Genomic DNA, 25,098 nt, shown 5'->3' with positions numbered 1-25,098 from the left:
ACCCAGCTACTGCACCGACATGGTGATAGTAGCTGGGTTCAGCGCTAATTGATACCTGTTAACTGACCCCTGTTTTTCTCACTTCCGTGGAAAATCACCTACAATGATTTCAGTATAAGTACTTCACCGGGTTTGCAATCGCGGACCAGTTGCTCAGATTCGAGGGGTTGCCCGTTCACGCTGACTTTCTTGCCGAAGGGGTGAATAAGCGAGAGTTTTCCACCAGCCAGGCTCTTTACCCGCACCTCCGTCACCGCACCCTCTTTTACAGTAGCGCCAATCAGAAAAGCGCCATCGGCCCGGATGTCGTCGAAGTTCAGATTCTGCCAGGTACGTGGTCGGTTGGGGAGTACATAAATGGCATCATCGCGGCTTTGCACCAGTAATTCCAGTATTGCATTCAAAGCCCCAAAGCCCGCATCAAGCTGCATCACCTCGCGGTTCTGCTTTTCCGTTTCCCAATCCGGCGCTCCCAGCAAGCTTGTTCCATTCGTGTTGGCATTGCTCAATGTACCCCGGCCTTCGTTGGTGTAATTCTCTTTCCAGTAGTGCAGCCACTTAACGGCCGCGTCGGTCTGGCCCATCCGGCTCAGGATTGTTGATGCCCACGGAACCGACCAGCCAGCCCAGCCTCCTGCGCCTTTAAACCGCCAGGCCTGCAAGCTATGATCAATTAGTTTCCGTTGGGTGGGGTCGTTCAGGTCGAGCGTGGCAAACGGGTACACACCACCCAAATGCGAGTGATGCCGGTGACTCTCGATCAGGTCCATGCCTTCCCAGAGCGCAATACGTTCATTGCTCATGTTCCACTCCTCCACGAACTTTCCCTTAACGGTCGTGTAAGCGGGTAAGCGCTTCGCTACGTCGGCCCAGCGCGGATCAACGGGTTTTCCAAGCGCCGCAGCAGCCTGCGGCAAAATCCGGCAGATTCGGTGCAGGGCGGCCAGTTGAAACGAAGCGTCGCGCCCCCAGGCGTTCATGTCCGATCCCCGGTACTCGGGGCTTACCGAAACAGGCAGGCTATATTTTTTGCCCCCGTCGCCCGTCGACACTTCGTCAAGCATAGCGAAATAGCCCTCAAACGCACCGTTCAGCAAGGGCCAGGCGGTCTGACTTAATAGCTGCGGTGCATCCGGTTGATCGAGGCCATAGCGGTAGTTCTGCCAGGCCATCATCGCCATCCAGGCTGTGCAGGCGTGATCAACGGTGCCGGTCCAGAAGGTACCTACCACGTGGCACCGGTCATCTACAGCGTGCGGCAGCATGAGGGCACCTTTCCGACCAAAGAAGGCTTCGCCATTCTTTTGTAATTGCGGCATCCAGCCACCGATCATTTTCCATAACGGACGAAAATTAGCCAGTCGGTTTGTGGCCAGCGCTGGCGTGTAGATCATCTGCACGTTGATGTTGAAGTGGTAATCGTTACTCCAGGGGGGTAGCTGATAATCTTCCATAAATGGCCCCTGCAACGTACAGGCCAGCCCATTCGGCGAGGTGGCACATGCTTGTTTATACAGTCCGTAGTCAATGATTTCCTGCAATAGCGGATCAGGCAGGGCGATGCGGGGTACCACTTTGTAGTAGCTCTGCCAGAATGTGTCGGCGCTGGCCACGGCCGACGGCCCCCGATCGAGCAGCGCCTGCATGGCGGGGTAATCGAAGCGACGTGTTTTGCGGTTATAATACAGGTTGCTCGTCTGAATATAGAGGTGCTGATCATTAACCAGGTCGTAGCCAACCAGCAGTGGATCGTCTTCGGGCAGCGGCTGGATAAAAGCGCCTTTTCCGTTGTTGTCTTTCAGCACCCATTGTGGCTCTTCGATGCTGGCCGCCCGCAGCGCTTCAGCCACAAATGTGTAGTGCGGAATGAGTTTGTAGTTCAGCTTGCCGCGCAGGTCTTTGGGTATCTCCAGCTCAGTTATTTCCAGACTCGCCGCCTGCCGAACATTCAGTACGTGGCTCACCAGTTGTGGGTCGCGCACGATGATCTGCAGCAGACCCCGGTCGGTAAACAGGTTTCCATATTGAATGACCCAGCCTTCGGGTAGGGTTACATCCAGTCGCCCCCCCCCCAACTGCTGCGGATGGCCCAGCGACGGCTTATCCAGTTTCGGGGCCGCAAAAGCCGCCTCGATGCCTGCTTTATCGCCTGCCTGTAGCTTTGTTTTTAGATCAGCGTAGGTGATTTTGGTGTTGAACTCTACGCCTCCCCGATGATCCCAGAACCCTGTGCGGCTGATGGTGAAGTGGAGCGTTCGGCCTCCTCCCCATACCATGATTCCTTGTGTACCATTACCCAGCAACACGCCCGTGTGGGGCCGGGGGAGCGGAAATTGCCACGTCAGCGTACGCAGAGGCGTTTGTGCCAACGCCACGGTGATCGTCAGAAAGAATAAAAAAGCAGAGCGAAGTAGGTTCATAGTGGGAAGCCGTAATTGACAGAAAACAACTACGCGATAGCCAAAGGTAGCCCATCCTTGAAAGCACGGCAAACCGCCCGAGCCTGTTTATCGTTTAACAGATAGCGTTAATCCTACCCGCCCTCATGTCGCTTGTTACCGTAACTGTTCTGAATTTTGCTCCGGGCCAGCGCTATCGCGCTTTTGCCAACATGGGTCGCTGGCTCATGAAACCTTTCGATGTACCGGGTCTTGGGTTCCAGAAAATGATGGGAACCGGAAAAAACTTTGGTCTCTGGCCCGACTTTTCGCGGTACGTTTTTCTGGGCGTTTGGGCAACAGAAGCACAGGCAACGGCTTTTTTTGCCTCCGAACAATGGCAGTCGTTCCTGCCAACAGCAGGCTATACAGCCACTAGTCCGACCAGTACACTTTACCTGCAACCGATCAAGTCGCATGGCTTGTGGGACGGTGTTGATCCGTTTCCGGTTACGACCAACGTACCTGGCAGCAACGTACCTACCGATGCCGCCACCGCTGACCGCCCCATTGCTGTGCTGACGCGGGCCAGCATTCGAACCGGTGCCCTGCTCGACTTTTGGCGGAACGTACCTGAGGCCCGGAAACGCATTGATGAACAGGGCGATAACCTACTGATGGCCCTTGGTGCCGGCGAGAAACCACTAGTGCAACAATGCACCATCAGCGTGTGGCAAAACGCCGCACTGGTTGATCAATTCGCTTACCGTCAAAGCGGCCATCGGGAAATTGTTAAGAAAACAAGGCAGCGAAAATGGTACTCTGAAGAACTATTTGCCCGGTTTACCGTACTGAGAATGGACGGTTTCAACGAAAACGCAAACTAATTTACTGCGTAAGTTACCTAGTTTACAAGGCATTACGAACCCGCACCCCTACCTACTATTTATCTGACACTTTGTTCATTAAAGAAGCGCCCCATTTTGGCCCTATTCTTGTATCCCTGCAGGAAAGATTGTTATTTTGCGGGCTAAATTCGTGTATAAACCGAGATGTCATTAATTAACAAAATCCGTGAACGCTCCGGATTAGCAGTAGGCGTAATCGCCGTTAGCTTGATTCTGTTCATTGTGGGGAGCGATTTGCTAGGCGGCAAGAGTACGCTGTTTGGCAACAATAACCAGGAAATCGGGACGATCGATGGAAGAACCATTGATAATCAGGACTTCCAGGCAAAAGTAGAGCAGGTCCGGGCTCAGTATGAGCAGCAAACGGGCCGCGCACCAGGCGAACAGGAAATGACTCAGATTCGGGAACAAGCCTGGAATCAACTCATTTTTGAAACGGCTTATCAGAAAGAATTCGATAAGCTCGGCCTGACAGTGTCGCCCGAAGAACTCGTCGACATGGTACAGGGTAGCAACGTAAGCCCCGAAGTACGGCAGGCGTTTACCAACCCTTCAACTGGTGTGTTCGACAAGAATCAGGTTGTTCAGTACCTGAAAGGGCTGCGGAATGTACCACCGGCTCAACAGGCACAGTGGGCTTCGTTTGAACAGCAGATCAGCGTTAACCGTCTTCGCGAGAAGTTCGACAACCTGATGCGTCTCTCGAACTACGCCACTACGGCCGAAGCGCAGAAGGAATACCAGGCTCAGAACACAAAAGCCGACGTGAAATTCCTGTTCGTTCCGTATTACTCGGTAAACGATACAACGGTGAAAGTGACCGACTCGGAACTGAGCGACTACCTCAGTAAGCACAAAGACGAATACCCTGGCGCCGACACCCGTTCGATCCAGTACGTATCGTTTGCCGTGAACCCATCAAAAGAAGACAGCGCTTCGTTATACAACGAAATCAAAACGCTGGCACGTGGCCTGGGTGGTGCTAAAAACGATTCGACCTTTGCCCGTCAGAACAGCGACGTACCTGTACCCCTTTACCTGACGGCGGGTGAAATGCCCGAGCAACTGCGCGCGGCCATTCCTACGTTCTCGCCAGGTGGCGTGTACGGCCCGTTCCGGGAAGGCAACACGTATTTTATCTACAAGTACGGCGGCACCAAGAAAGACACCAGCTTTACCATTCGGGCCAGCCACATCCTGATCCGGGCAACGGCTAAGACCGACTCAGCGAAAGCCGACGCCCGTCGCCGGGCCGAAAGCCTTCTGAAGCAGATTCAGGGCGGTGCCAGCTTTGAGGCATTGGCGCAAAGCAACAGCGAAGACGGATCGGCCCAGCAGGGTGGTGATCTGGGTTACTTCAAAAATGATGGCCGGATGGTGAAACCCTTCGAGTCAGCCATCTTCGGATTCGCTGGTTCAGGTCTGATTCCACGTGTGGTTGAAACCGATTTCGGTTATCACATCATCAAGATCACCGAGCCTAAAACGAACCAACTGTACCGTGTAGCGGGTATTGGCAAGACTATCACGCCAAGCGAAGCCACGACAAACGAGGCGTATCAGAAGGCCAGCCAGTTTGCGGCCAATAGCAAAACGAAGGAAGCGTTTGATGAAAACGCCAAAAAAGACAAGTCGCTGGTGATTGCCAATGCAGATCGTATTCCGGAAACGGCTACGAACGTCAACGCATTGACCGATGCTCGTGCTATTGTTCGTTGGGCATTCGACGACAAGACTGACAAAAACAGCGTATCAGAGCCATTCCAGGTGGGCGAGCAGTATGTTGTGGCTGTTCTGACGGGCAGCACCGAAAAGGATGAAGTGAAAGCCGATGATTACCGTGCTGAACTGACCGCTAAAGTGCGTAACCAGAAGAAAGCCGAGCAAATTCTGGCAAAGCTGGGCAACCCAAGTGGCACGCTGGAAACCATTGCTCAGAAATATGGTGCCGGTGCTATTGTTGAAACCGCTGAAGACATCAACCTCGCTACCGGTTTTATGCGCACCGCTGGTGTTGATCCTGTGGCCCTGGGCCGTGCCTTCGGTTTGAAAGCAGGCAAACGGTCGAAGCCATTCGCTGGTGAAGGTGGCGTTCTGATTGTAGAACCAACCCGCATTGCACCTGCGCCAGCCGTAGCTGATTACGCGATGTACAAAACCTCGATCCAACAGAATCAGGGTCAGCGCACAACAGTATATGTGAACGAAGCCATCAAAGACGCCGCCAAAATCACGGACCGTCGCGCCAAGTTCTACTAAGCTGCTTCACATTTCGCTTATAAGAAAAGCCCCGCTGATGTTAGCGGGGCTTTTCTTATAAGCGAAATCCCACTCATTCGAAAAGGAAACGTGTATTTTGTACCTGCTCATGTATAGCAATAGGCTGTTTACACATTGCTCAGCCTATGATCCAGGTACGTTGCTGATCTATTTTTGCACAAACCTGTTTGAACAGTCGACCAACACTTTACCAGAGAACGAGTTGTCCTTACAAAACCAACGAGTGCATGACTAAAATGAGACTATTCTTTACAGGAGGATCCGGCAAGGCAGGAAAACACGTGATTCCCTACCTGCTCGATCAGGGGCACAAGGTGCTGAATGTGGACCTCGCGCCCCTGAACCACCCGGGAGTCGATAACCTGATAGCTGATATTACGGATTCTGGCCAAATGTTCAATGCCATGAGTTCGTATGCCGGGTTAGATGAACTGGAGGCAGGAACTGGCGTGCCGAAGTTTGATGCGGTGGTCCATTTTGCTGCCGTACCCCGAATCCTGATAAAGCCGGATAATGAAACCTTCCGGGTCAACACCATTGGCACCTACAATGTGATCGAAGCGGCCGTCAAGCTCGGCATTAAAAAGATTATCATTGCCTCGTCGGAGACCACCTATGGTATCTGCTTTTCAGATGGCCAAACAAACCCTACCTCGTTGCCTCTGGAAGAAGATTATGACGTTGACCCCATGGATAGCTATGGACTGTCGAAAGTTGTTAATGAGAAGACGGCACGCAGCTTTCAGCGACGGTCGGGAGTCGATATCTATGCCCTTCGCATCGGTAACGTGATAGAACCACACGAATATGCCGAACTGTTTCCGCATTATTTCGCTAACCCGGAAGTGCGCCGCCGGAATGCTTTCTGTTATATTGATGCCCGTGATCTGGGGCAAATTGTCGACTTGTGCCTACAAAAAGACAACCTCGGCTTTCAGATATTCAACGCAGGAAACGATCAAAACGGGGCTATTATCCCCAGCAGCGAACTGGCAGAACGGTTCTTCCCGACTGTGCCGATTACGCGTGAATTAGGGGAACACGAAGCCTTATTTTCGAACAAAAAGATCCGCGACGTGCTGGGATTCAGGGAACAGCATAACTGGCGAGACTATGTAAAATGGGAGTCGTGAGGCTACTTGGAGTTTAGGTACGTTAGCTATCGGCCAGGTACTTGTGTACGAAGCTAACGGCCATGGCACCTTCACCCACGGCCGAGGCTACGCGCGCCATGGCTCCCGAACGAACATCGCCCGCCGCGAAGATGCCAGGACTACACGTTTCGAGCAAGAACGGTTCGCGCTTCTGTTTCCAGATCTCGCGGTACCGGGTATGGTTGATCAGGTCTCGGCCGGTCTGGATGAAGCCTTTCTCGTCGCGGATAATATCCATCTCGATCCAGTCGGTGAGGGGTTTTGCCCCAATGAAGATGAACACGGCGGCGGCGGGGGCTTCGCGGCGTTCATTCGTATCCAGGTCTTCGATCACCAGCGTCTCCAGTTTATTGGTGCCTTTGCCTTCAACCAGTTCGGTACACGGCAGCAGCTTGATATTCGGCGTCCGCTCAATCTGATCGATCAGGTATTGCGACATCGTCTCAGACAGGCTTTGGCGGTGAATGCAGATAAATACTTCTGACGCCGTTCGCGAAAGATACATGGCCCCTTGCCCCGCCGAGTTGCCGCCCCCTACGATATAAACGGGCTGGCCCTTGAAGGCATAAGCCTCGGTAGTTGCAGCTCCGTAATAGACACCCGCGCCGGTAAATTTATCGAGACTTTCGTTGGCCAGTTTCCGGTACGAAACACCCGTACTCAGCAGAATGGCGCGGGCTGTCAGTTCACTTCCATCCGCCATTTTGATGCGTTTATATTGCCCTTCCGACTGAATCTCGTTCACTTCCTGCGGCGCCAGAAACTCAACGCCAAATCGTTTAGCCTGCGTGATGGCCCGCTGGGTTAATTCTGAGCCGCTAAGCCCATTTGGGAAACCCAGGTAGTTCTCGATCCGCGACGACGTACCTGCCTGCCCACCCGGTGCGCGCTTATCGATCAGAATGGTACGCAGCCCTTCCGACCCGCCATATACCGCCGCCGCCAGACCGGCAGGGCCTGCGCCAATGATGGCCAGATCATACAGATCACCTTCCGCTTTAGGACTCAGGCCCAGCTTCTCCCCTAATTGCTGAATGGACGGCTGTTTCAGCACCGAACCATCTTCAAAAACAATGACAGGCAGGTCGGCGGTGGTTAGGTTGTGCAGCTCAAGTAATTGCCTTCCCCGCTCGTCGGCTTCGATGTTGAGCCACAGATACGGAAACAGATTGCCGGCCAGAAAATCTTTCAGCTGATGCGAACTGGGCGAAAACTGATAACCGATCAGGCGGAGCCCCACGTAATCAGGTACGTATTTGTATTTCCAGTCGGATAGCAGGCCATCCAGAACCGGGTACAGTTTCTCTTCAGGCGGATCCCACGGTTTGGCGATGTAATAATCGAGTTGCACCTCGTTGATGGCCCGCACCGCCGCATCAATATCGGAATAAGCCGTGAGCAGGGCTTTCTTGGCATCGGGGAAAATGACGCGGGCCTGACGCAGGAAATCGACGCCGAGCATATCGGGCATCTTCTGGTCAGACAGCAGGAGAGCCACTGTTTCGCCCCGTTTTTTTAGTTCGGCCAGCGACTCCAGCGCCTCGTTGGCAGACGCCGTCGTCAGAATCCGATAGTCTTTACGGTAGTGCGCCCGCAGATCACGACGAAGCGCTTCAAGCACCTGTTCGTCGTCGTCAATGGCAAGGATAATAGGAAGTTTCATAACATGGGTAGTTATATGTCTAGCTTGACCGTATCGCTCATTGGGTATCCTGTACACGTCAGTACCCAGCCTTCGCGCAAATCACGGTCGGTAAGTACGTCGTTGATGGTCATAAACAGTTGCCCCGATGTACACCGCGCCATACAGGTAGAGCAACGACCACCCCGACAGCTGTACGGCAGCGAAATGCCCGCTGCGAGCGCGGCCTGCAACACCGACTTGCGGGCAGGTACGTGCAGAGCGAGCGTTTTTCCGCGAAACTGCAGGCTGACTGTCCGGTCAATAGCTGCTTCGGCAGGTAATGTATTAAGGGCCGACTCGACAACAGCCGATTGAACCACAAAATTCTCTTTTCGGATCAAATCGGATGGTATACCATTGACAATCAACGTAAACTGCACCATCCGCATATAATCGGCGGGGCCACAGATGTAAAACTGAAGCGTACTACGGTCTGATGACCCGATCAGGTCGGGCAACAGAGTTCCGAGCAGCAAATTGTTTAATCGTCCCTGCTTACAAGCCTGCCGATCGACGGGGTGGCTCAGTAGATGGATCAGCCGGAAACGGTCTGGGTACGTTGCCTGCCATTCGGCGAGTTCGTTTCTGAAAATAATGTCGGCTTCGCTGGTATTGCTGTAGAGCAACGTTACCCGCCGCGCTGGCTGATGGCGAAGTACGTCTTTCAGGATACTGAACAGCGGGTTGATACCGCTACCGGCACCTAACAACACCAGATCGCCGGGTTGGCTTGTATCGACGGTAAACCGACCGGCAGCCGGAAGGCTTGTCAGCCAATCCCCAACGCGCAGGTTGTCGAGTAAATGACGCGATATTTCGCCGTTCTGAACCCGTTTAATCGTGAGTCGTAGCAGTTCGCCGGGCGCCGAACTCAACGAATAAGAACGGCGAACGATCTGGTCGTGCCGTTCAACCAGAATGGTCAGAAACTGCCCGGCAAAATAAATAATTGGCTGATTTTGTGCCGGTTCCAGAAAATAACTGGTCGCTAGAGCCGTTTCGGCCTGAACGTGGGTAATCCTGAACCGGATTAATTCGTCAGTCATTCTAAGAAAGCTAAGTCTGTGCGTTGTTAATACAACCAGAAACCAGTGCTTATGGGTAATAGCCGGTTGTTTTTTTAGCCTTTCAACACAGCGCGAACAGCGTTTGACCAGTATCCTGTTTGCGTATAAGGTACTAAAAAATGCGGCTCCAGGCGAAACGGATGATAAGCAGCAGGGCCACAAAACCGATCAGAACGTAGCTGAAAGGCACATAGGTGAAGGCAACCAACCGTAGCCGATCAACAAACCACAGCACGCCGATAAGGCCCGCAATGAGGGTCAGGAAACTGGATAACCGGCCAAAGCCCGGAATATATTGAAACGGCAATTTACGCCGGATGAGCACCAGCGTCGCCACCATAGTTAGTATGGGTAATACCTGCAACACAAGGCTCACATCCCAGATACTTTGCCGCTCGAAAAGAAACAGGTAAATAGCCAGCGTGACCGCAAACATACCCGGAATGCAGGCAGCGTATACCAGACCCGCATACAGATAGCGCCAGCGCCAGATAGCTTCTGCTGTTTCACCAACCCACAGATTGAGAAGAAAAACCAGCGCAGGAATGATCAGTAAAAAAAATGCTACTACTCCTGGCTGAGCGGCAGCGTACTCGAACAAGTCACGGAACGTCATGAAAACGGAGGGTATAAGAACTGAAAGATAAAGCAGATTGATCCTGATAGTGCTATTTAAGCATATATCATGCAGCCCCCAAACGTTAACGGATTCTTTACGTTACTGGTAATGACACCAACTTACTAAGTCACCTCGGCCACCAAAAGGCCAGTATTGCCTCAACAAGGCTTCAAACGCCCGAAATGCACTCATGATTATGTCGTTACTCTTATCGCCGCTAACGTTGCGCAGCGTTCAGTTAAAAAACCGCCTTGTTGTCTCGCCCATGTGTCAGTATTCCAGTATAGACGGTTTTGCCAGCGACTGGCACCTGGTGCATCTGGGTAGCCGGGCTGTGGGTGGTGCCGGACTTATCATTACCGAAGCCACCGCCGTTTCGCCGGAAGGCCGGATTACCCCGCACGATCTGGGCATCTGGACAGACGAACATATTCCCGGCCTGAAACGCATTACTGATTTCATCAGCGCCAACGGAGCGGTACCGGGTATCCAGTTGGCTCATGCTGGTCGGAAGGCCAGCCATCATCGCCCCTGGGAGGGCGGAAAAGCCATTGCACCGCACGAACCCACCGGCTGGCAAACAGTAGCGCCAAGTGCTTTACCATTTACGTCCGATGAACCCATTCCAACTACATTAACCAGCGAAGGCCTGCAACAGGTACGTTCCGACTTCCGGGAGGCCGCTAAACGGGCATTGCTGGCGGGGTTTGTGGTGGCCGAAATTCACGCGGCACATGGATACCTGCTCCATGAGTTTCTGTCGCCCTTGAGCAACCGGCGGACCGACGCGTATGGCGGTTCATTCGAAAACCGGGTCAGGCTATTACGCGACATCGTTGATGACCTCCGCGGCATATGGCCTGATACGTACCCGCTCTTCGTACGCATATCGGCCACCGACTGGACCGAAGGCGGCTGGACAGCCGATGACTCCGTAGCACTGGCTTCTTTGTTAAAGCAACAGGGTGTTGATCTGATCGACTGTTCGACTGGCGGCAACGTACCCCGGGCAACTATTCCGAATGAACCGGGCTATCAGGTAACCTTTGCCGAACAGATCAAGCGTGAGGCAAACATCCCTACCGGTGCCGTTGGGCTGATCACCGACGTGGTTCAGGCCGAAGCCATTCTGGCCAACGGGCAAGCCGACCTTATTTTCCTGGCCCGTGAGTTTCTACGTAGCCCGTATTTCCCGCTCCATGCCGCCGCTGAATTGGGCGACGACATCCCCTGGCCTGTTCAGTACGAGCGTGCCAAGCCGAAGCAGTAGCGTTATGTATGATTGCCGTTCTGTTTTGCTGATGCGTGGCGTGGCCCGTCAACCAGGCGTCAGCAAAACAGAACGGCAATCATAAGCAACAGCAACGTACCTGCATCGGCAATATGACCACTGTTGCTTACATTAGGCATTGGATTCTGACCCAATAGCCCATGCGCTTCATCTACTGCTATCTAGTTACCTTTCTCTTTACTGTTTCCACGTTTGCTCAGACAGTTACGTTACTGCGGCCCGCCCGCGTGTTTGATGGGGAAACCATGCACGAAGGGTGGGGCGTTCGGGTACGTGGTGATAAGATCGATGCCGTTGGGCCAGTCGCCAGCCTGACAGGCGGGAGCAGCACATCGGCAACCGTCATCGATTTGCCCAACACGACCCTGCTACCGGGTCTGATCGAAGGGCATTCACACCTGTTGCTGCACCCTTATAACGAAACGCCCTGGGACGATCAGGTGCTGCGCGAGGCGCGTTCGCTGCGGGTAGCCCGGGCAACGGTTCATGCCGAAAAAACCCTTCGGGCGGGCTTCACCACTGTTCGCGATCTGGGCACAGAAGGCGCTGATTATGACGACGTGGGCCTGAAGCAGGCCATTAATCAGGGCATTATTCAGGGACCACGGATGGTTGTGGCCACACGGGCACTAATAGCTACAGGCAGTTACGCACCGAAAGGGTTCAGCGCCGATATAACCATACCTCAAGGTGCCGAAGAAGCCGATGGTCACGACCAGCTCATTCAGGCGGTACGGCGGCAGATTGGCAAAGGTGCCGATGTCATAAAAGTCTACGCCGATTACCGTTGGGGGCTGATGGCCGATGCCCGACCCACTTACACAATTGAGGAATTGAAGTTGATTGTGGAGGTGGCCAAAAGCAGTGGCCGGGGCGTGGTTGCCCACGCGGGCACGGCTGAAGGCATGCGGCGCGCTATTCTGGCGGGTTGCGAAACGCTTGAGCATGGCGACGCCGGAACACCGGAGATCTTTGCCTTAATGAAGCAGCACGGCACCGCGCTATGCCCCACCATTGCGGCTGGTGATGCTATTGCTCAGTATCGGGGCTGGAAACGGGGCGAGCCGGAACCAGAACGCCTCAAACAAAAACGCCAGACGGTAAAGCAGGCACTTCAGGCAGGCGTCATCATTTGCGCCGGCGGCGATGTGGGCGTGTTCCCACACGGCGAGAACGCCCGCGAACTAGAACTGATGGTCGACTACGGCATGACACCAACTGATGTGCTCCGTTCGGCTACATCGGTCAACGCCGATGTGTTTCATCTCGCCGATCGTGGCCGAATCAAAGCTGGCTTACTGGCCGATCTGGTGGCCGTAGAAGGCGATCCAACCCGTCAGATCAACGCCATTCGTCAGGTACGGATGGTAATGAAAGGTGGGGCGGTTGTGAAGTAGTTGACTGGTTGGCTGATAGCCAAATAACCAGCCAACCAATCAACCAGTCAACTACTTCACCAGTCAACCAGTCACCCCTCAACTGGCAGGCAAACGGTGAAGGTGGTTTCGCCAGGTTTGGATTGTACCTTGATGCTGCCATTGTGATGTTTGATCACGCCCTGAACGATATCAAGGCCCAGACCAGAGCCTTTACCAACGCCCTTTGTGGTAAAAAACGGTTCAAAAATCTTCTTCTGGATGGCGTCAGGAATGCCTGAGCCGTTATCGGTAAAGGTAGTCAGCACGAACTGATTCCGATCCAGTACACTGTTTATCGTAAGAGAGCCGCCTTTCTCCGGCATGGCATCCAGTGCGTTATCGATCAGGTTGGTCCATACCTGGTTCAGTTCGCCGGGCCAGCCACAGAGTTCGGGCAGATCGGTTGGGATATCAACGGTTACGGTTACGTTTCTGGCGCGCACCTTGTGGCCCAGCAGCGTGAGCGTGCTCTGAATGCCTTCTGCCAGATTGATCAACTCTTTACCCGCCCCACGGTCCATGTGTGTGTATGATTTGATCGAGGCTACCAGCGTCGCCATCCGGTTCGATGCTTCGCCAATATCGACAACCAGTTTTTCGGTGACCAGATTGTTGCTGACCCATTCCAGAACGCCCGTCAGGTTTGCCGCACCTACCTGTTCCAGGATATACTCCAGGTCGTCTTCCGAAAAGTTGAAATCGGCCAGAGTGCTGGCCAGATCAGCGGCATCAGAACCGTTGGGCGAAATACTATGATCGTCGAGCCAATCGGTCAGGTCATCTTCCAGGCTGCTTCGTTCCAGTAACGAGCGGGTCTTTGGCCGGTTGTCCAGCTTCTCGAACAGCCATTCGTCTACTGCGTCGGTCTGTTCATCGGTAAGAGCCAGCCGCATAATTACTTTGAATCGTTCGGGGGTGGCCCGCATATGGGTTTTCAGCGCCTCAGCATTGCGGACGATAGCCGCCACAGGGTTATTGAGTTCGTGCGCCAGCCCGGCCGACAATCGACCCAAAGACGCCATTTTTTCTTCCTGCTGCACCTGATGCGCAAACGTCCGAACCCGATCGGTCATTTGCTGAACAAAGGTTTCGGTAAGCTCGTAGCATTGGCGGGTCATTTCCCGAAGGTGATCCCGGTGCAGGGCCAGCGTGCGAACATCCGTTTCAGCAACAATAGGAAACCGGGCTTCCGACATCCGCGAGTAGGGTAACAGACCAAGCACCGCCGGAGCCAGGTACGTTATCATGTCTTCAGACGCCTGCCCGTGTATATTAATCTGGCCGTCAAGCAATAACCGCAATGAATCGACTGGCTTTCCCGCTTCATTGATAACACGCCCTTTCGGAAAATCAGCTACCTCTACCCGGTCGAGAAGCCAGTTTAACTGCTCGTCAGGTACGTTCTTAAACTGCGGAAATGCCTGGAGGTCGGCAAGAGTAGCCATGAGAAAGTGAGTTTAATGCCCGTGGTTTACGTTCTGGCAGGTAAGTTAACGGTCTGCCAGACAGGCGATGTACGTATAACTGAAAAACAGGTAGACAGGCTGTGTAAAAGGCTTACTGAGAGAGCATAGACCACACATCCTGCTCATATCAATCAGAACGAGGTTAGCTTTGCAGGAAGTTCTTCTGCTTCGCTATTGTATGATTGCTGTTCTTCAACGTGTGTCTGAGGCTACTGTTCGCATCGACGATCAGGTACGTGGTCAGATTCAACAGGGTTTTCTGGTATTACTGGGCGTTACGCATTCGGATACGGCCGATGATGTAGTGTGGTTGTCGAAAAAGATTGCCGGGATGCGCATCTTCAACGATGAAGCCGGAAAGATGAATCTGGATCTGGCGTCTGTGGGCGGCAGTATACTACTCATCAGTCAATTCACGCTTCATGCCGAAACAAAAAAAGGCAATCGGCCCAGTTTCATTGAAGCCGCCCGCCCCGAGGTAGCCATTCCGTTGTATGAACAGATGATTGCCCGGCTGTCTGATGCGCTCGGGCACCCTATTCAAACCGGTGAATTTGGCGCCGACATGCAGGTGTCTCTGATTAACGACGGCCCCGTAACGATTATCATCGACACCAAAAACCCGTAACAGAGTGGGCAACGCCCGGCCAGGTACGTTTGCAGGCGGCCAGGGCACGCCAAATGCCGTATACCTGATGATACATTTCTACCGTTTTTGGAGAAAAACGTACTTTTACAGTTAATCCTCGCGTTGCCGCGTTCCGAATGAACTTTCTGCCTACTGATGTTGCCACCTATGCCGATGACCACACCTCGCCTGAAGGTGATGTGCTACAGCGGCTTAACCGCGACACCTACGCCCACGTACTCCACCCGCGCATGCTGTCGGGACATTTGCAGGGGCGGCTGTTGTCCATGTTCGCGCACATGATCCGACCCCGGCGGATACTCGAAATCGGCACATTTACGGGCTACTCTGCCATTTGTCTGGCCGAAGGGCTGGCCGAAGACGGCCGACTCATCACCATTGATAAAAACGAGGAGTTGGAGTCGATTGCCCGTCGCTACTGGGCAGAAACGCCCTTTGCCAATCAGATTGAGCTGCACATCGGGAAAGCAGAGGCGATCATTCCTACGCTGAACGAAACGTTCGACCTTGTCTTTATTGATGCCGACAAAGAAAATTACGGTCTGTATTACGATCTAGTGTTTGATAAGGTCCGGCCTGGTGGCTTTATCCTGTCTGATAATGTACTCTGGAGCGGCAAAGTGGTTGAGCCGGTGAAGCCCGCTGATCGCGACACGAAGGCGGTCATTTCCTTTAATCAGAAAATCCACACAGATTCACGCGTCGAGAATATTCTGCTGCCCGTTCGCGACGGTGTTCTCATTGCCCGCAAATTATAACTTATGAAATACGCCCTCTCCTTCTTTCTCTTTTGGCTCACGCTGGCAAGCATTGCCCAGCCGTTGCCAACGCCAACCGTACCAGAGCAGGCCACGTTTGCCGACCTGACTGTTCGTTTCGACCCCGACGCCCGGCGGCTGATTCAGCAGGATGTAAACGCTCTGATGAACAACCGGCAGTACTGGAACGCCAAACTAGACCGGGCGTTGCTTTACTTCCCGATCATTGAGTCGGTACTGTTGAACGAAAAGATTCCGACCGATTTTAAGTACCTGGCCCTGCAGGAAAGTTCGCTCACGCCCGATGCCGTTTCGTCGTCGCAAGCGGTTGGTTTCTGGCAGTTTAAGCGCGAAACAGCCCAGGATTATGGCATGGTGGTGAACGAAGAGGTAGACGAGCGGAAAAACATTTCGGCATCTACAGCCGCCGCAGCGCGTTACCTTCGTCGCAGTAACGGCATGTATACCAACTGGTTATCATCGCTCTTTTCGTTTTATCTCGGCACCGGCGGCATCAGCAAGATCGTGTCACCAGAGTGGGCCAATTCGCGCGATATTACTCTCGACGGTCGTACAGACCGGTACATGCTTCGGTTCTTTGCGCACAAGCTGGCGGTCGAATACGCCATCAGGACCTACCAGCCCGTCAACACGTTCTCGCTGGTTGAATACACGGGCGGAGCAGGCAAGACGATCAATGAAATTGCGGGCGAACTTAGCCTGAATGCCAATGACATACGTACCTACAACCGCTGGTTATTGATCGACCATGTACCCATCGACAAGCCGTACGTACTGGTTATCCCGACGCCTAACGGACAGATCAACGACCTGCGGCAACGCATTGCCCAAACGACCGATAAGCCGATCAAAGCCGTTATAACCGACGATATTGGTTTTCCGGTGTTGAAGCGCGTAACCCTGGCCACCACGTCGGTGAATGACCCGGTGTTGTATGAAATAAACGGGCTACCGGGTATTCAGGCGCAGGACGGCGACAATGCTGGCTCACTGGCCCGGAAAGCGAAGATCAGCCTGTCGAGCTTCCTGCGTTTCAATGACCTGGGTGAGCGCGACGCTATTTCCTCGGGCGAAGTATATTACCTGGCCAAGAAGCGTAAGAAAGCGCTGGTACCTTTCCACACGGCCCGGCCCGACGAAACCATGCGCGGCATTTCACAACGGTACGCCCTGCGGCTAAAAAAACTATTGCGTTACAACCGGATGGACCGGGTGCAGAAACTTCAGGTAGGCCGAGTGCTCTGGCTGCGCGAACGTCGCCCATCTAAAACGCCGATCGAAGTCATCACCGCCCCTACCCCGCCCGTTTACGACAACTCACCTGCCACGCCTTCTAACCGCCCGGTTGTTGAGCGGCCGGGTATGGACGCCACCGCATCGGGGCAGATTCCGCGTAACGCGTCTGAGCGGAAACGCTATCAGCCCAAACTGGTTGGCAGTGCTACCCCATCGGCACAGACTGATGAGCAACGCGTAGCTGAGCCTAACCCAGCTCCGTCGAAAACAGCTTCAAATCCGACGAATCGACCTGTTGCCGCGTCGCCAACGCCCACGGTGACAACGGCAGTAACCCCCGACCGGGCAAATCCGGGCGAAACGGTTGAAGTGCCTATAGCAGCGCCCCGTGATGCCGGCTCGCCACAACGCACCATCATTGTGCGTTCAGAAGGGGAATCTGTACGCGAACGCACTACGCCTGCCCGCCAGGTGCCAGGTACGTTGCCAGAAACGCCAGATCCGGTTGGCAGCACAGCCAGTGCCCCTGCCACACGACCTGTTACAACCACCACGCCGGCAAAGCAGCAACAGCCGATTGAGCGCACACCGATTCCGCGGAATCAGACGGTTTCCATTCCCCCCCTGCCGCCGATGACAACTAGCCCGGCTCCGGCAGAGACAAGCAAAGGCCGCACCATGAAACATACCATTGAGGCCGGGCAAACTTACTACAGCCTGTCGCGCTACTACGGTATCAGTGTTGAAGACCTGTTGGCAGCCAATAACCTGACACTAGACGATAAGCTGGCTGTTGGGCAATCACTGGTGGTACCAAACGTGCCATCGGGCTACCCAGTTGGGCAGCCAACATCAGTGCCAGCCGCAGCGTCGGGGGCCACCACTCGTCCGGTTTCACCAGCACCTGTGGCAACACCTGTAGCCGAACCTACTTACCACGTGGTGGCCAAAGGCGAAACGCTGTACCGGATTTCGAAGACCTACAACGTAACCATTGAGCAGTTGATGCAATGGAACGATTTGCCCAATTTGGGTGTGAAGGAGGGTCAGAAGTTGAAAGTAAGCCTGTAACGCCCATGATATTAATCGACCATACCGTCATCAGCGACGACATTGCTGAACAGTTTTTCGTCTGTAATCTCGAAAAATGTAAAGGTGCCTGCTGTGTCGAAGGAGACGCCGGTGCTCCGCTCGAACGATCCGAACTGGACAAGCTCCGGGAAGTGTATCCTGAAGTGAAGCCCTACCTCTCGGCGGCGGGCATTCAGGCTATTGAAGCACAGGGACTGTACGAAGCAGACGAAGATGGCGACTACGTGACCACAACCGTTGGCGGTCGGGAGTGCGTCTACGCAATCTACGATGAAAAAGGCATCCTGAAATGCGGTATCGAGGCGGCGTACAATGACGGAAAAGTTAACTGGAAGAAGCCGATTTCGTGCCACCTGTACCCCATCCGCGTCACGAAGTATGAGCAATATCACGCCCTTAACTACGACCGCTGGCCCATTTGTGCGCCCGCCTGCGGCTTCGGCAAGGAACTGAACGTACCTGTCTACAAATTTGTGCGCGAAGCCCTCGTACGCGCCTATGGCCAGGTTTGGTACGACAAACTGGTAGAAGAGATCGAAGGCGAGAAAGAGTAAGAACGTACCTGTAAGAGTCATTGGCTCCTGTTATGGCAACGATTTTTAACCCGTCGACACAGGATTGTCCACACAAATGAGAGCCATCGGCTCGGCCTAGTTTAGATTGGCCGGGCCGATGGCTCTCATCATTCATTCACTGATCTATAGTTTTTGCAGGTACGCTTCTATGTTGTCAGTTAGGCACTAGATCCAGCCGGTTTGTTGCTGCCCGTAGCTGTTGCCGTTTGCAGTAGTAGACATACGACACCGCGCCGATAGCCGGGATGATCAGCATGGGGGCCCAGGTGCCGATTGGCTCAATGAACGCCACGGAATAGATCGCGCCAATGATATCATACATCAATCCGGCGTAGGCCCATTCCTTAATTCGGGGATAGCCCGGCACCAGAATACCGATTACGCCCAGCAGTTTGGCCCAACCCAGAAACGGAACCAGATAGGCCGGGTAGCCAATGCCCTTGAAACCTTCCACGGCCATAGGCATAATCAGAATGTCGGGAATGGCCGAACCGAGCATAAAGAAAGCGAACAGGCCGGTGAAGATCCAGTACAGGATATTTGTCTTTTTCATGATGCAACAAGGATTTAAGCGGGTGTAGTGACCTAGGTTATACGGGCTGATTTTTGGCAAAATTCAGGCACCAGTGGAAGCCAAACTGATCTGTCAGATCGCCAAAAATAGCGCCCCAGAACGTATCTTCCAGCGGATGTACCACCTGCCCATGAGCGGAGAGCTTATCAAATAATGCGCTGATTTCCATCTCGCTGGCACAATCGATGAACAACGAAATTGAATGACCGATGGCTTCTCCATCACCAACGCACAGGTCAGAAGCCAGCAGTTGCAGTCCGTCACTCTTCAGCGTAGCGTGCACGATGTGCTGACTCATCTGAGCAGGCAGTTGCTCAGCCATTGGTGATTCGCCTACTGGCAACAAGGTTAATTCACCACCCAGACACTCCTGGTAAAACGTCATGGCCTCCCGGCAGTTACCGTTGAAGTGCATGTACGCATTGATCTGTTTCATACAGTAGTTGTTGTTTGATTACAGATCAAATTTACCACCGTTGAGACCCGTAAGCGGGGGGTGATAGCGGCAACTTAAGGGGGTAATTGCGCCATCTTTCCGACTATATCCAGGTGCTTCGCCAGTACTCGCCCATCGACGTTACCCAAACCGCCTGACGCCTTTATTTGTCCTTCTTTTTCGTCTTCCGAATTTGTTCTTCGTAGGCTTCCCGCTGCCGTTTATCGGCCAGCAGATTACGATATAGCCCATTAAGGACATAAATATCGTCGACCTCGTCAATGAGCAGGTGCAGTTGCTCGCGGATGTGTTCTACTTTCATAAATGGTTGTATGGGCCTTTGACTCTATAAAAATAACCTCTCTGTCGGGAAATCGGTTAATCGCCTGTCCGTCATTTTATAAGACAATAAATAAACTATTGCCTTAATTTATGTAAACTTGTGAAAACGATTGGCTTCCATGAAACAGACGCTACTTCTCATTTCTTTTTGCTTTGCCGCCGCCGCCACTCAGGCGCAGAACGTGACTCAACGTACCACGGCTACCAAAACCGTTTTTAGTAATACGGTAGCTATAGTCGTTGACGCCGTAAAAGCCGATACGCCGCTCGATGTGCAGGCAGTTGAGCAAATCACGGCATCGAACCGTGTTGAACGTGCCGCTACGGCTACATATACTGCCGGCAAAGCCATTGTGTTTCAGCCCGGTTTTGAAGCCAGGGCCGGATCGGTTTTCGCCGCAATAGTTTCGCCAGTATCTGCCCGAGCAACTGAGGCAAGCGCAGACCTGACCGTGTCGGCCTGGCCTAATCCATTTCAGGACCAGACAACGGTTGAATACAAACTACCCGAAAGCAGTACGGTGAAACACACTCTGACCGATTCGCGCGGCGTTGTTCTTCGTCAGAACGCACCAACCGATCTGCAGCCAGCGGGTGTGTATAAAGTTGGTGTGGAGGGTGCTAACCTGCCAACCGGCGTTTACATTTACCAACTGCAGACTGGTAACCAGACGAAAACCATCCGCCTGCTAAAACAATAGCGTACAGGTAATTACTTGCGTAGACTTTAGAAAAGCCAGCACGTGTGTGCTGGCTTTTCGCGTTTAGACCACTCTATAATGTATTCAAACATGGTCTGGTCATTTTATGTTGATATTTTTAAAGCTCCCTACTCATTCTGTTATGATACCGAACGCCACCTCCGCCTCTGTCCGAAAACAAAATCCGAAGAACGTAGCCTTCATTGGTGATTATCTCCCCCGGCAGTGTGGTATTGCCACCTTTACGGCTGATATGTACCAGTCGTATGCGCGATTTGTTCCAGACGCGAAGCCATGGGTCGTATCAGTCAACGACACAGTAGAAGGCTACGATTACCCCCCCGAAGTGCGCTACGACTTCTACCAGCATGACCTGGAAGCCTATCGTAAAACGGCCGAGTTTCTGAATTCCAAAAACGTTGAGGTGGTTTGCCTGCAACACGAATATGGCATCTACGGCGGGCCGGCGGGTAACTATATACTGACGTTGCTGCGCGGGCTGACGATGCCCATTATTTCAACCTTCCACACCATCCTTAAAAACCCCGATCAGGATCAATTACTGACCCTGAAAGCCATCGCTGACCTGTCGGCACGGGTAGTCTGTATGTCGGAAAAGGGGCGGCAGTTCCTGACAACGATCTACGAAATTCCTGACGAGAAAATCGACGTGATTGCTCACGGTATACCTGATATGCCGTTTGTTGATCCGCACTTCTATAAAGATCGGTTCGGGCTGGAAGGCAAGCAGATCCTGCTTACGTTCGGGTTACTCTCTCCCAATAAAGGCATTGAAAACGTAATCAATGCCCTTCCCCGCATTGTAGAGCAGTTTCCGAACGTAGTGTATATGGTGTTGGGCGCCACCCATCCACACCTGATCCGGCACGAAGGAGAAGCCTATCGCGATAAGCTGAAACAACTGGCCGAGGATAACGGAGTGCGCAACAACGTGCAGTTCTACAACCAGTTTGTTGAGCTCGAGGACCTGCTCGAATTCCTGGGAGCCGCCGATATCTACATCACCCCCTACCTGAATCCTGCCCAGATTACGTCAGGTACGTTAGCCTATTCGGTTGGCGTGGGCAAAGCCGTTATTTCTACGCCCTACTGGCATGCGGAGGAGCTACTGGCCGATGACCGGGGGCGTCTGGTCCCGTTTGGTGACTCAGGCGCGATTGCCGACGAAGTGATCAACCTGCTTAGTGATGAGCCAACCCGGCATGCTATGCGGAAACGCGCTTATCTGATGGGACGCAGCATGACCTGGGAACATGTCATCAATCAGTACGCTGATTCATTTGCCCAGGCCCGGAAAGAACGCATGAGCGCAACTTACACGCCGGGGCTTTACCCGGGTGGCCTTGGCGGTGGCCTCCATCTGCCAACCTTAAAACTTGACCATCTGTACCGGCTTACCGATTCGACCGGAATGATCCAGCATGCCCGGTATCATTTGCCCTTTTATGAGGAAGGCTACTGTACCGACGACAACGCCCGTGCACTTATTCTGACGCTATTATTGAAAGAATCGGGTGTGCACGACCGCCGGATTGACCAGTTGGCCGACACCTACATGGCATTCCTGAACTATGCCTATTCCGATGAACACAAGCAGTTCCGGAATTTCATGAGTTACGACCGTCGCTGGCTTGAGGATGTGGGGTCTGAAGACAGCACTGGCCGCACTATCTGGGCGCTGGGTACATGCATTGGGCGTACCGACGAACACAATCCGCTGGTATGGGCCATGAACGTATTTGAGCAGGTGTTGCCAACGATTCTAACCATGCGATCGCCAAGAACCTGGGCCTTCGCCTTGTTGGGTATTCACGAGTACCTGAAACGCTTTAGCGACGACCGCCTGGCCAAAAATATTTGCAAGCAGTTGGTTGATAAGCTGATGTTCCGTTTTAGCGAAACAGCCACCCCCGACTGGCAGTGGTTTGAAGACACCGTAGCCTATGATAATGGCGTGTTGTGCCATGCCCTGATTGTGTCTGGTAACGAAGAAGCGATTGCTGTAGGGATGAAAGCCCTGACGTGGCTCATGGAATTACAAACATCCAAACCGCAGCCTCCTGTGACTCAGAAAGGCAACCTATCGACTGACAATCGCACTCATTTTCAACCTATTGGTTCAAACGGATTCCATTCAAAAGGACTTCACCGGGCCGAATTCGATCAGCAGCCACTGGAGGCATACAGTTCCATTTCGGCCTGCCTCGCGGCCTGGCGCGTTACGGGAGATACCGACTGGCAACGGAAAGCGATGCGCGTATTTCGGTGGTTTACAGGCCTCAACGATTTGGGATTACCACTCTATGATTCGCTCACGGGCGGTTGCCGCGACGGGCTGCACATCGATCGGGTAAACCAAAACCAAGGCGCTGAATCTACACTATCGTATCTCTTATCACTAGCCGAATTGCAACAGGCTTTTCAACCAACCATTGAAAAATCAATAGCCCGATCAGTGGCGAGTGCGTTATCTTAGCCGGGTAAATCTGTAGATTTTATCAGCCAACATTAATCAGTCGCCAGTTGTGCATCGTTCATCTATCGAAACCTATTTTAGTAGAACAGGAGCACTATGCCCCAATTGATATCTGGTAACTGACTTTTGCTTCCTGAAAACTGCCTATGAGCATCAAAGCCACTCGCACGGGCGTCGTGCTGCGTCCCGACCCGGCTCGGGTATTATTTCGTCCCTTTGACTTGGGTAACAGTACCCGAGTTCTAAAAATCATTGCCCGTGTTAACTCGCTAACGGAAGATGAAGTTCGTCAGAAGCTCGATGAGGTGATTCGCGAATTTGGCAACCGCCATCACAAGCTGAACACGTTTTTCTTACGACGTTTTGATCAGGTAAAGGCGCAGTTGCTGACCGATGAGCCATTGACCGATGAGCGTAAACTGCTGCTGGGGGCCTATTTCACGATGGAATACTCGCTGGAATCGGCGGCGCTTTTCAACCCGTCGATGATCTGGCACCCCGACCAGAGAAACCTGCCGCCGGGTTACAAACGATTCGTTCTCAGCCTCCGTGCCACTGGCGAGGGGCATATCTCGTCTATTTCGTTTCGAACCGGGTATATCGACGAAGAAGGCAAAGTGGTTCTTCAGAAGCCATCCAGGTACGTTACCTCGCCGGAAGCCATTGTTAGCCAGCAGTTTGACAAGAATACGTTTGTTAAGAAACTGTATGAGTTACGGCTGATCAATAGCATTTCGGAAGGAATTCTGGCTGGCCTCAGCGATGAATTCACCCTTCAGGACATTGAGGCGCAGGTGAAGCGGGTCATGAGTCAGTTTCGCCATAATGCCGAATACGAAACGATCACGAGCGGTTTGCTTGCCCTGGCGCGGTCGAATTATGAAATGCACTTCGATGACGACCAGAGCATTGATGAACGCTGCATCTTCCCGCATTCGCCCAACGAAACGAATGGTATCGAAGATGCTCGTTTTGTGGAGTTCCGCGACGACGATGGCGAGATCACCTACTACGCAACCTACACCGCCTATAATGGTCGGGTAACGTTTCCGCAGTTGCTGGAAACAAAAGACTTCACCCACTTCTCGATCAGCACGCTCAACGGGGCCGAAGTACAGAACAAAGGCATGGCTCTGTTTCCGAGAAAGATCAACGGGCGCTACGCTACGCTGTCGCGGCAGGATGGCGAAAACATCTTTCTGATGTACTCCGACGACCTGTATTTTTGGCAAACAAAGGAATTAATTGTCAAACCAACGTACCCGTGGGAATATGTGCAACTGGGCAACTGCGGATCGCCGATCGAGACGGAGGCGGGCTGGTTGGTGCTGAGTCATGGCGTAGGCCCCATGCGTAAGTATGCTATCGGTGCCTTTCTGCTCGACCTCAACGACCCATCCAAAGTGATTGGCCGAACGAAGGAACCGTTGCTTAGTCCCGACGAAAATGAGCGCGAAGGCTACGTACCCAATGTGGTGTATAGCTGCGGCGGTCAAATTCATGGCAATACGCTTATTATTCCGTACGCTATGTCTGATTATGCCAGCAGTTTTGCCACCGTAAATCTAGATGAACTACTGGCTGAGTTAACGGGAGTAAAAATAGCCACTCAGCATCCTATTGAACTGGTATAGATTAAGTAATTGTTACCAAAAAAATGCCTCTCTGGTTTCTGGAGAGGCATTTTTTATTTTGAGTACAATTCTTCAAATACCTTGTTCGCAAAATTTTATATAAGTCTTTCTGCAGATTACCAAATAATCGACAGTTAAAAAGCTTTAAAATCCATTTGTTCGCTTGACAACTATCTGGTAATTTTGGTAAGCCTTGTAGCTATCTTCTATAGGCATACTATGATTACCATTTACACGTAAACTGATCAACTCACAATGAGAAAACTTTTAATGATGACACAGCTACTGCTGTGCCTTTTCAGCGTTCCCCTGCTGGCC

The 25,098-nt window shown here is 52.9% G+C and carries 20 protein-coding genes; 12 read left to right on the top strand and 8 right to left on the bottom strand.

What is annotated here, in order from left to right; all coding sequences use genetic code 11:
- Nucleotides 1-98: 98 nt before the first annotated feature.
- The gene (locus tag J2I46_RS26025) at nucleotides 99-2,420 is read right to left on the bottom strand and encodes a glycosyl hydrolase family 95 catalytic domain-containing protein (protein WP_207332024.1); all 2,322 of its coding nucleotides are present in this window, start codon (nucleotides 2,418-2,420) and stop codon (nucleotides 99-101) included.
- Nucleotides 2,421-2,545: 125 nt separating this feature from the next.
- Between J2I46_RS26025 and J2I46_RS26020 the strand changes: the two genes are divergently transcribed.
- The 3 genes from J2I46_RS26020 to J2I46_RS26010 all read left to right on the top strand — a co-directional run bounded on the left by J2I46_RS26020 (nucleotide 2,546) and on the right by J2I46_RS26010 (nucleotide 6,699).
- Nucleotides 2,546-3,265 carry a DUF3291 domain-containing protein gene (locus J2I46_RS26020; RefSeq protein WP_207332023.1) on the top strand — a complete coding sequence of 240 codons (720 nt, stop codon included), beginning with the start codon at nucleotides 2,546-2,548 and terminating at the stop codon, nucleotides 3,263-3,265.
- Nucleotides 3,266-3,430: 165 nt separating this feature from the next.
- On the top strand, nucleotides 3,431-5,545 hold the full coding sequence (locus J2I46_RS26015) for a peptidylprolyl isomerase (RefSeq protein WP_207332022.1): 2,115 nt from the start codon (nucleotides 3,431-3,433) through the stop codon (nucleotides 5,543-5,545).
- A 248-nt stretch (nucleotides 5,546-5,793) separates the two neighbouring features.
- Nucleotides 5,794-6,699: an NAD-dependent epimerase/dehydratase family protein gene (locus J2I46_RS26010; protein WP_207332021.1), complete on the top strand. Its 906-nt coding sequence runs from the start codon at nucleotides 5,794-5,796 to the stop codon at nucleotides 6,697-6,699.
- Nucleotides 6,700-6,721: 22 nt separating this feature from the next.
- Here J2I46_RS26010 and J2I46_RS26005 read toward each other — a convergent pair whose 3' ends face one another.
- The 3 genes from J2I46_RS26005 to J2I46_RS25995 form a co-directional block, all read right to left on the bottom strand.
- Nucleotides 6,722-8,383: an NAD(P)/FAD-dependent oxidoreductase gene (locus tag J2I46_RS26005; protein WP_207332020.1), complete on the bottom strand. Its 1,662-nt coding sequence runs from the start codon at nucleotides 8,381-8,383 to the stop codon at nucleotides 6,722-6,724.
- An 11-nt stretch (nucleotides 8,384-8,394) separates the two neighbouring features.
- A complete protein-coding gene (locus J2I46_RS26000) occupies nucleotides 8,395-9,450 on the bottom strand; it encodes a ferredoxin--NADP reductase (protein WP_207332019.1) in 1,056 nt (351 codons plus the stop codon).
- Between the two features lie 133 nt (nucleotides 9,451-9,583).
- Nucleotides 9,584-10,087 carry a hypothetical protein gene (locus tag J2I46_RS25995; protein ID WP_207332018.1) on the bottom strand — a complete coding sequence of 168 codons (504 nt, stop codon included), beginning with the start codon at nucleotides 10,085-10,087 and terminating at the stop codon, nucleotides 9,584-9,586.
- Between the two features lie 199 nt (nucleotides 10,088-10,286).
- On the opposite strand from J2I46_RS25995, the gene namA reads away from it, so the two are divergent.
- Entirely contained in the window at nucleotides 10,287-11,360 is a 1,074-nt protein-coding gene (namA, locus tag J2I46_RS25990; protein WP_207332017.1) for an NADPH dehydrogenase NamA, read from the top strand.
- Between the two features lie 161 nt (nucleotides 11,361-11,521).
- Entirely contained in the window at nucleotides 11,522-12,778 is a 1,257-nt protein-coding gene (locus J2I46_RS25985; RefSeq protein WP_207332016.1) for a metal-dependent hydrolase family protein, read from the top strand.
- 71 nt (nucleotides 12,779-12,849) lie between these two features.
- Here the strand turns inward: J2I46_RS25985 and J2I46_RS25980 are convergent, their stop codons facing one another.
- Nucleotides 12,850-14,244 carry a sensor histidine kinase gene (locus J2I46_RS25980; RefSeq protein ID WP_207332015.1) on the bottom strand — a complete coding sequence of 465 codons (1,395 nt, stop codon included), beginning with the start codon at nucleotides 14,242-14,244 and terminating at the stop codon, nucleotides 12,850-12,852.
- A 199-nt stretch (nucleotides 14,245-14,443) separates the two neighbouring features.
- Between J2I46_RS25980 and dtd the strand changes: the two genes are divergently transcribed.
- From dtd to J2I46_RS25960, 4 genes are all read left to right on the top strand, one after another.
- Complete coding sequence (gene dtd / locus J2I46_RS25975; RefSeq protein WP_207332014.1) at nucleotides 14,444-14,893, top strand: D-aminoacyl-tRNA deacylase; 450 nt, start codon at nucleotides 14,444-14,446, stop codon at nucleotides 14,891-14,893.
- A gap of 137 nt (nucleotides 14,894-15,030) precedes the next feature.
- Nucleotides 15,031-15,672: an O-methyltransferase gene (locus J2I46_RS25970; protein WP_207332013.1), complete on the top strand. Its 642-nt coding sequence runs from the start codon at nucleotides 15,031-15,033 to the stop codon at nucleotides 15,670-15,672.
- A 3-nt stretch (nucleotides 15,673-15,675) separates the two neighbouring features.
- Nucleotides 15,676-18,000: a LysM peptidoglycan-binding domain-containing protein gene (locus J2I46_RS25965; protein WP_207332012.1), complete on the top strand. Its 2,325-nt coding sequence runs from the start codon at nucleotides 15,676-15,678 to the stop codon at nucleotides 17,998-18,000.
- Nucleotides 18,001-18,005: 5 nt separating this feature from the next.
- Nucleotides 18,006-18,575 (top strand): DUF3109 family protein, encoded by a 570-nt coding sequence (locus tag J2I46_RS25960; RefSeq protein WP_207332011.1) that lies wholly within the window; start codon nucleotides 18,006-18,008, stop codon nucleotides 18,573-18,575.
- 175 nt (nucleotides 18,576-18,750) lie between these two features.
- Here the strand turns inward: J2I46_RS25960 and J2I46_RS25955 are convergent, their stop codons facing one another.
- The 3 genes from J2I46_RS25955 to J2I46_RS25945 all read right to left on the bottom strand — a co-directional run bounded on the left by J2I46_RS25955 (nucleotide 18,751) and on the right by J2I46_RS25945 (nucleotide 19,928).
- Nucleotides 18,751-19,149, bottom strand: coding sequence for a DoxX family protein (locus J2I46_RS25955; RefSeq protein WP_207332010.1), 399 nt, complete (start codon nucleotides 19,147-19,149; stop codon nucleotides 18,751-18,753).
- Nucleotides 19,150-19,186: 37 nt separating this feature from the next.
- Nucleotides 19,187-19,606, bottom strand: coding sequence for a VOC family protein (locus J2I46_RS25950; RefSeq protein ID WP_207332009.1), 420 nt, complete (start codon nucleotides 19,604-19,606; stop codon nucleotides 19,187-19,189).
- A 163-nt stretch (nucleotides 19,607-19,769) separates the two neighbouring features.
- The gene (locus tag J2I46_RS25945; protein WP_207332008.1) at nucleotides 19,770-19,928 is read right to left on the bottom strand and encodes a hypothetical protein; all 159 of its coding nucleotides are present in this window, start codon (nucleotides 19,926-19,928) and stop codon (nucleotides 19,770-19,772) included.
- A 139-nt stretch (nucleotides 19,929-20,067) separates the two neighbouring features.
- Between J2I46_RS25945 and J2I46_RS25940 the strand changes: the two genes are divergently transcribed.
- The 3 genes from J2I46_RS25940 (at nucleotide 20,068) to J2I46_RS25930 (ending at nucleotide 24,780) form a co-directional block, all read left to right on the top strand.
- Nucleotides 20,068-20,649, top strand: a complete 582-nt coding sequence (locus tag J2I46_RS25940; protein WP_207332007.1) for a T9SS type A sorting domain-containing protein — start codon at nucleotides 20,068-20,070, stop codon at nucleotides 20,647-20,649.
- 142 nt (nucleotides 20,650-20,791) lie between these two features.
- A complete protein-coding gene (locus J2I46_RS25935) occupies nucleotides 20,792-23,146 on the top strand; it encodes a glycosyltransferase family 4 protein (RefSeq protein ID WP_207332006.1) in 2,355 nt (784 codons plus the stop codon).
- A 146-nt stretch (nucleotides 23,147-23,292) separates the two neighbouring features.
- Complete coding sequence (locus J2I46_RS25930; RefSeq protein WP_207332005.1) at nucleotides 23,293-24,780, top strand: glycoside hydrolase family 130 protein; 1,488 nt, start codon at nucleotides 23,293-23,295, stop codon at nucleotides 24,778-24,780.
- The last annotated feature ends 318 nt before the right edge of the window (nucleotides 24,781-25,098 follow it).

Source organism: Fibrella forsythiae (assembly GCF_017353175.1).
Lineage (GTDB): Bacteria > Bacteroidota > Bacteroidia > Cytophagales > Spirosomataceae > Fibrella > Fibrella forsythiae.
The sequence above is the reverse complement of the archived record's forward strand: the minus strand, read 5'-3'. Positions and strand labels throughout refer to the sequence as shown.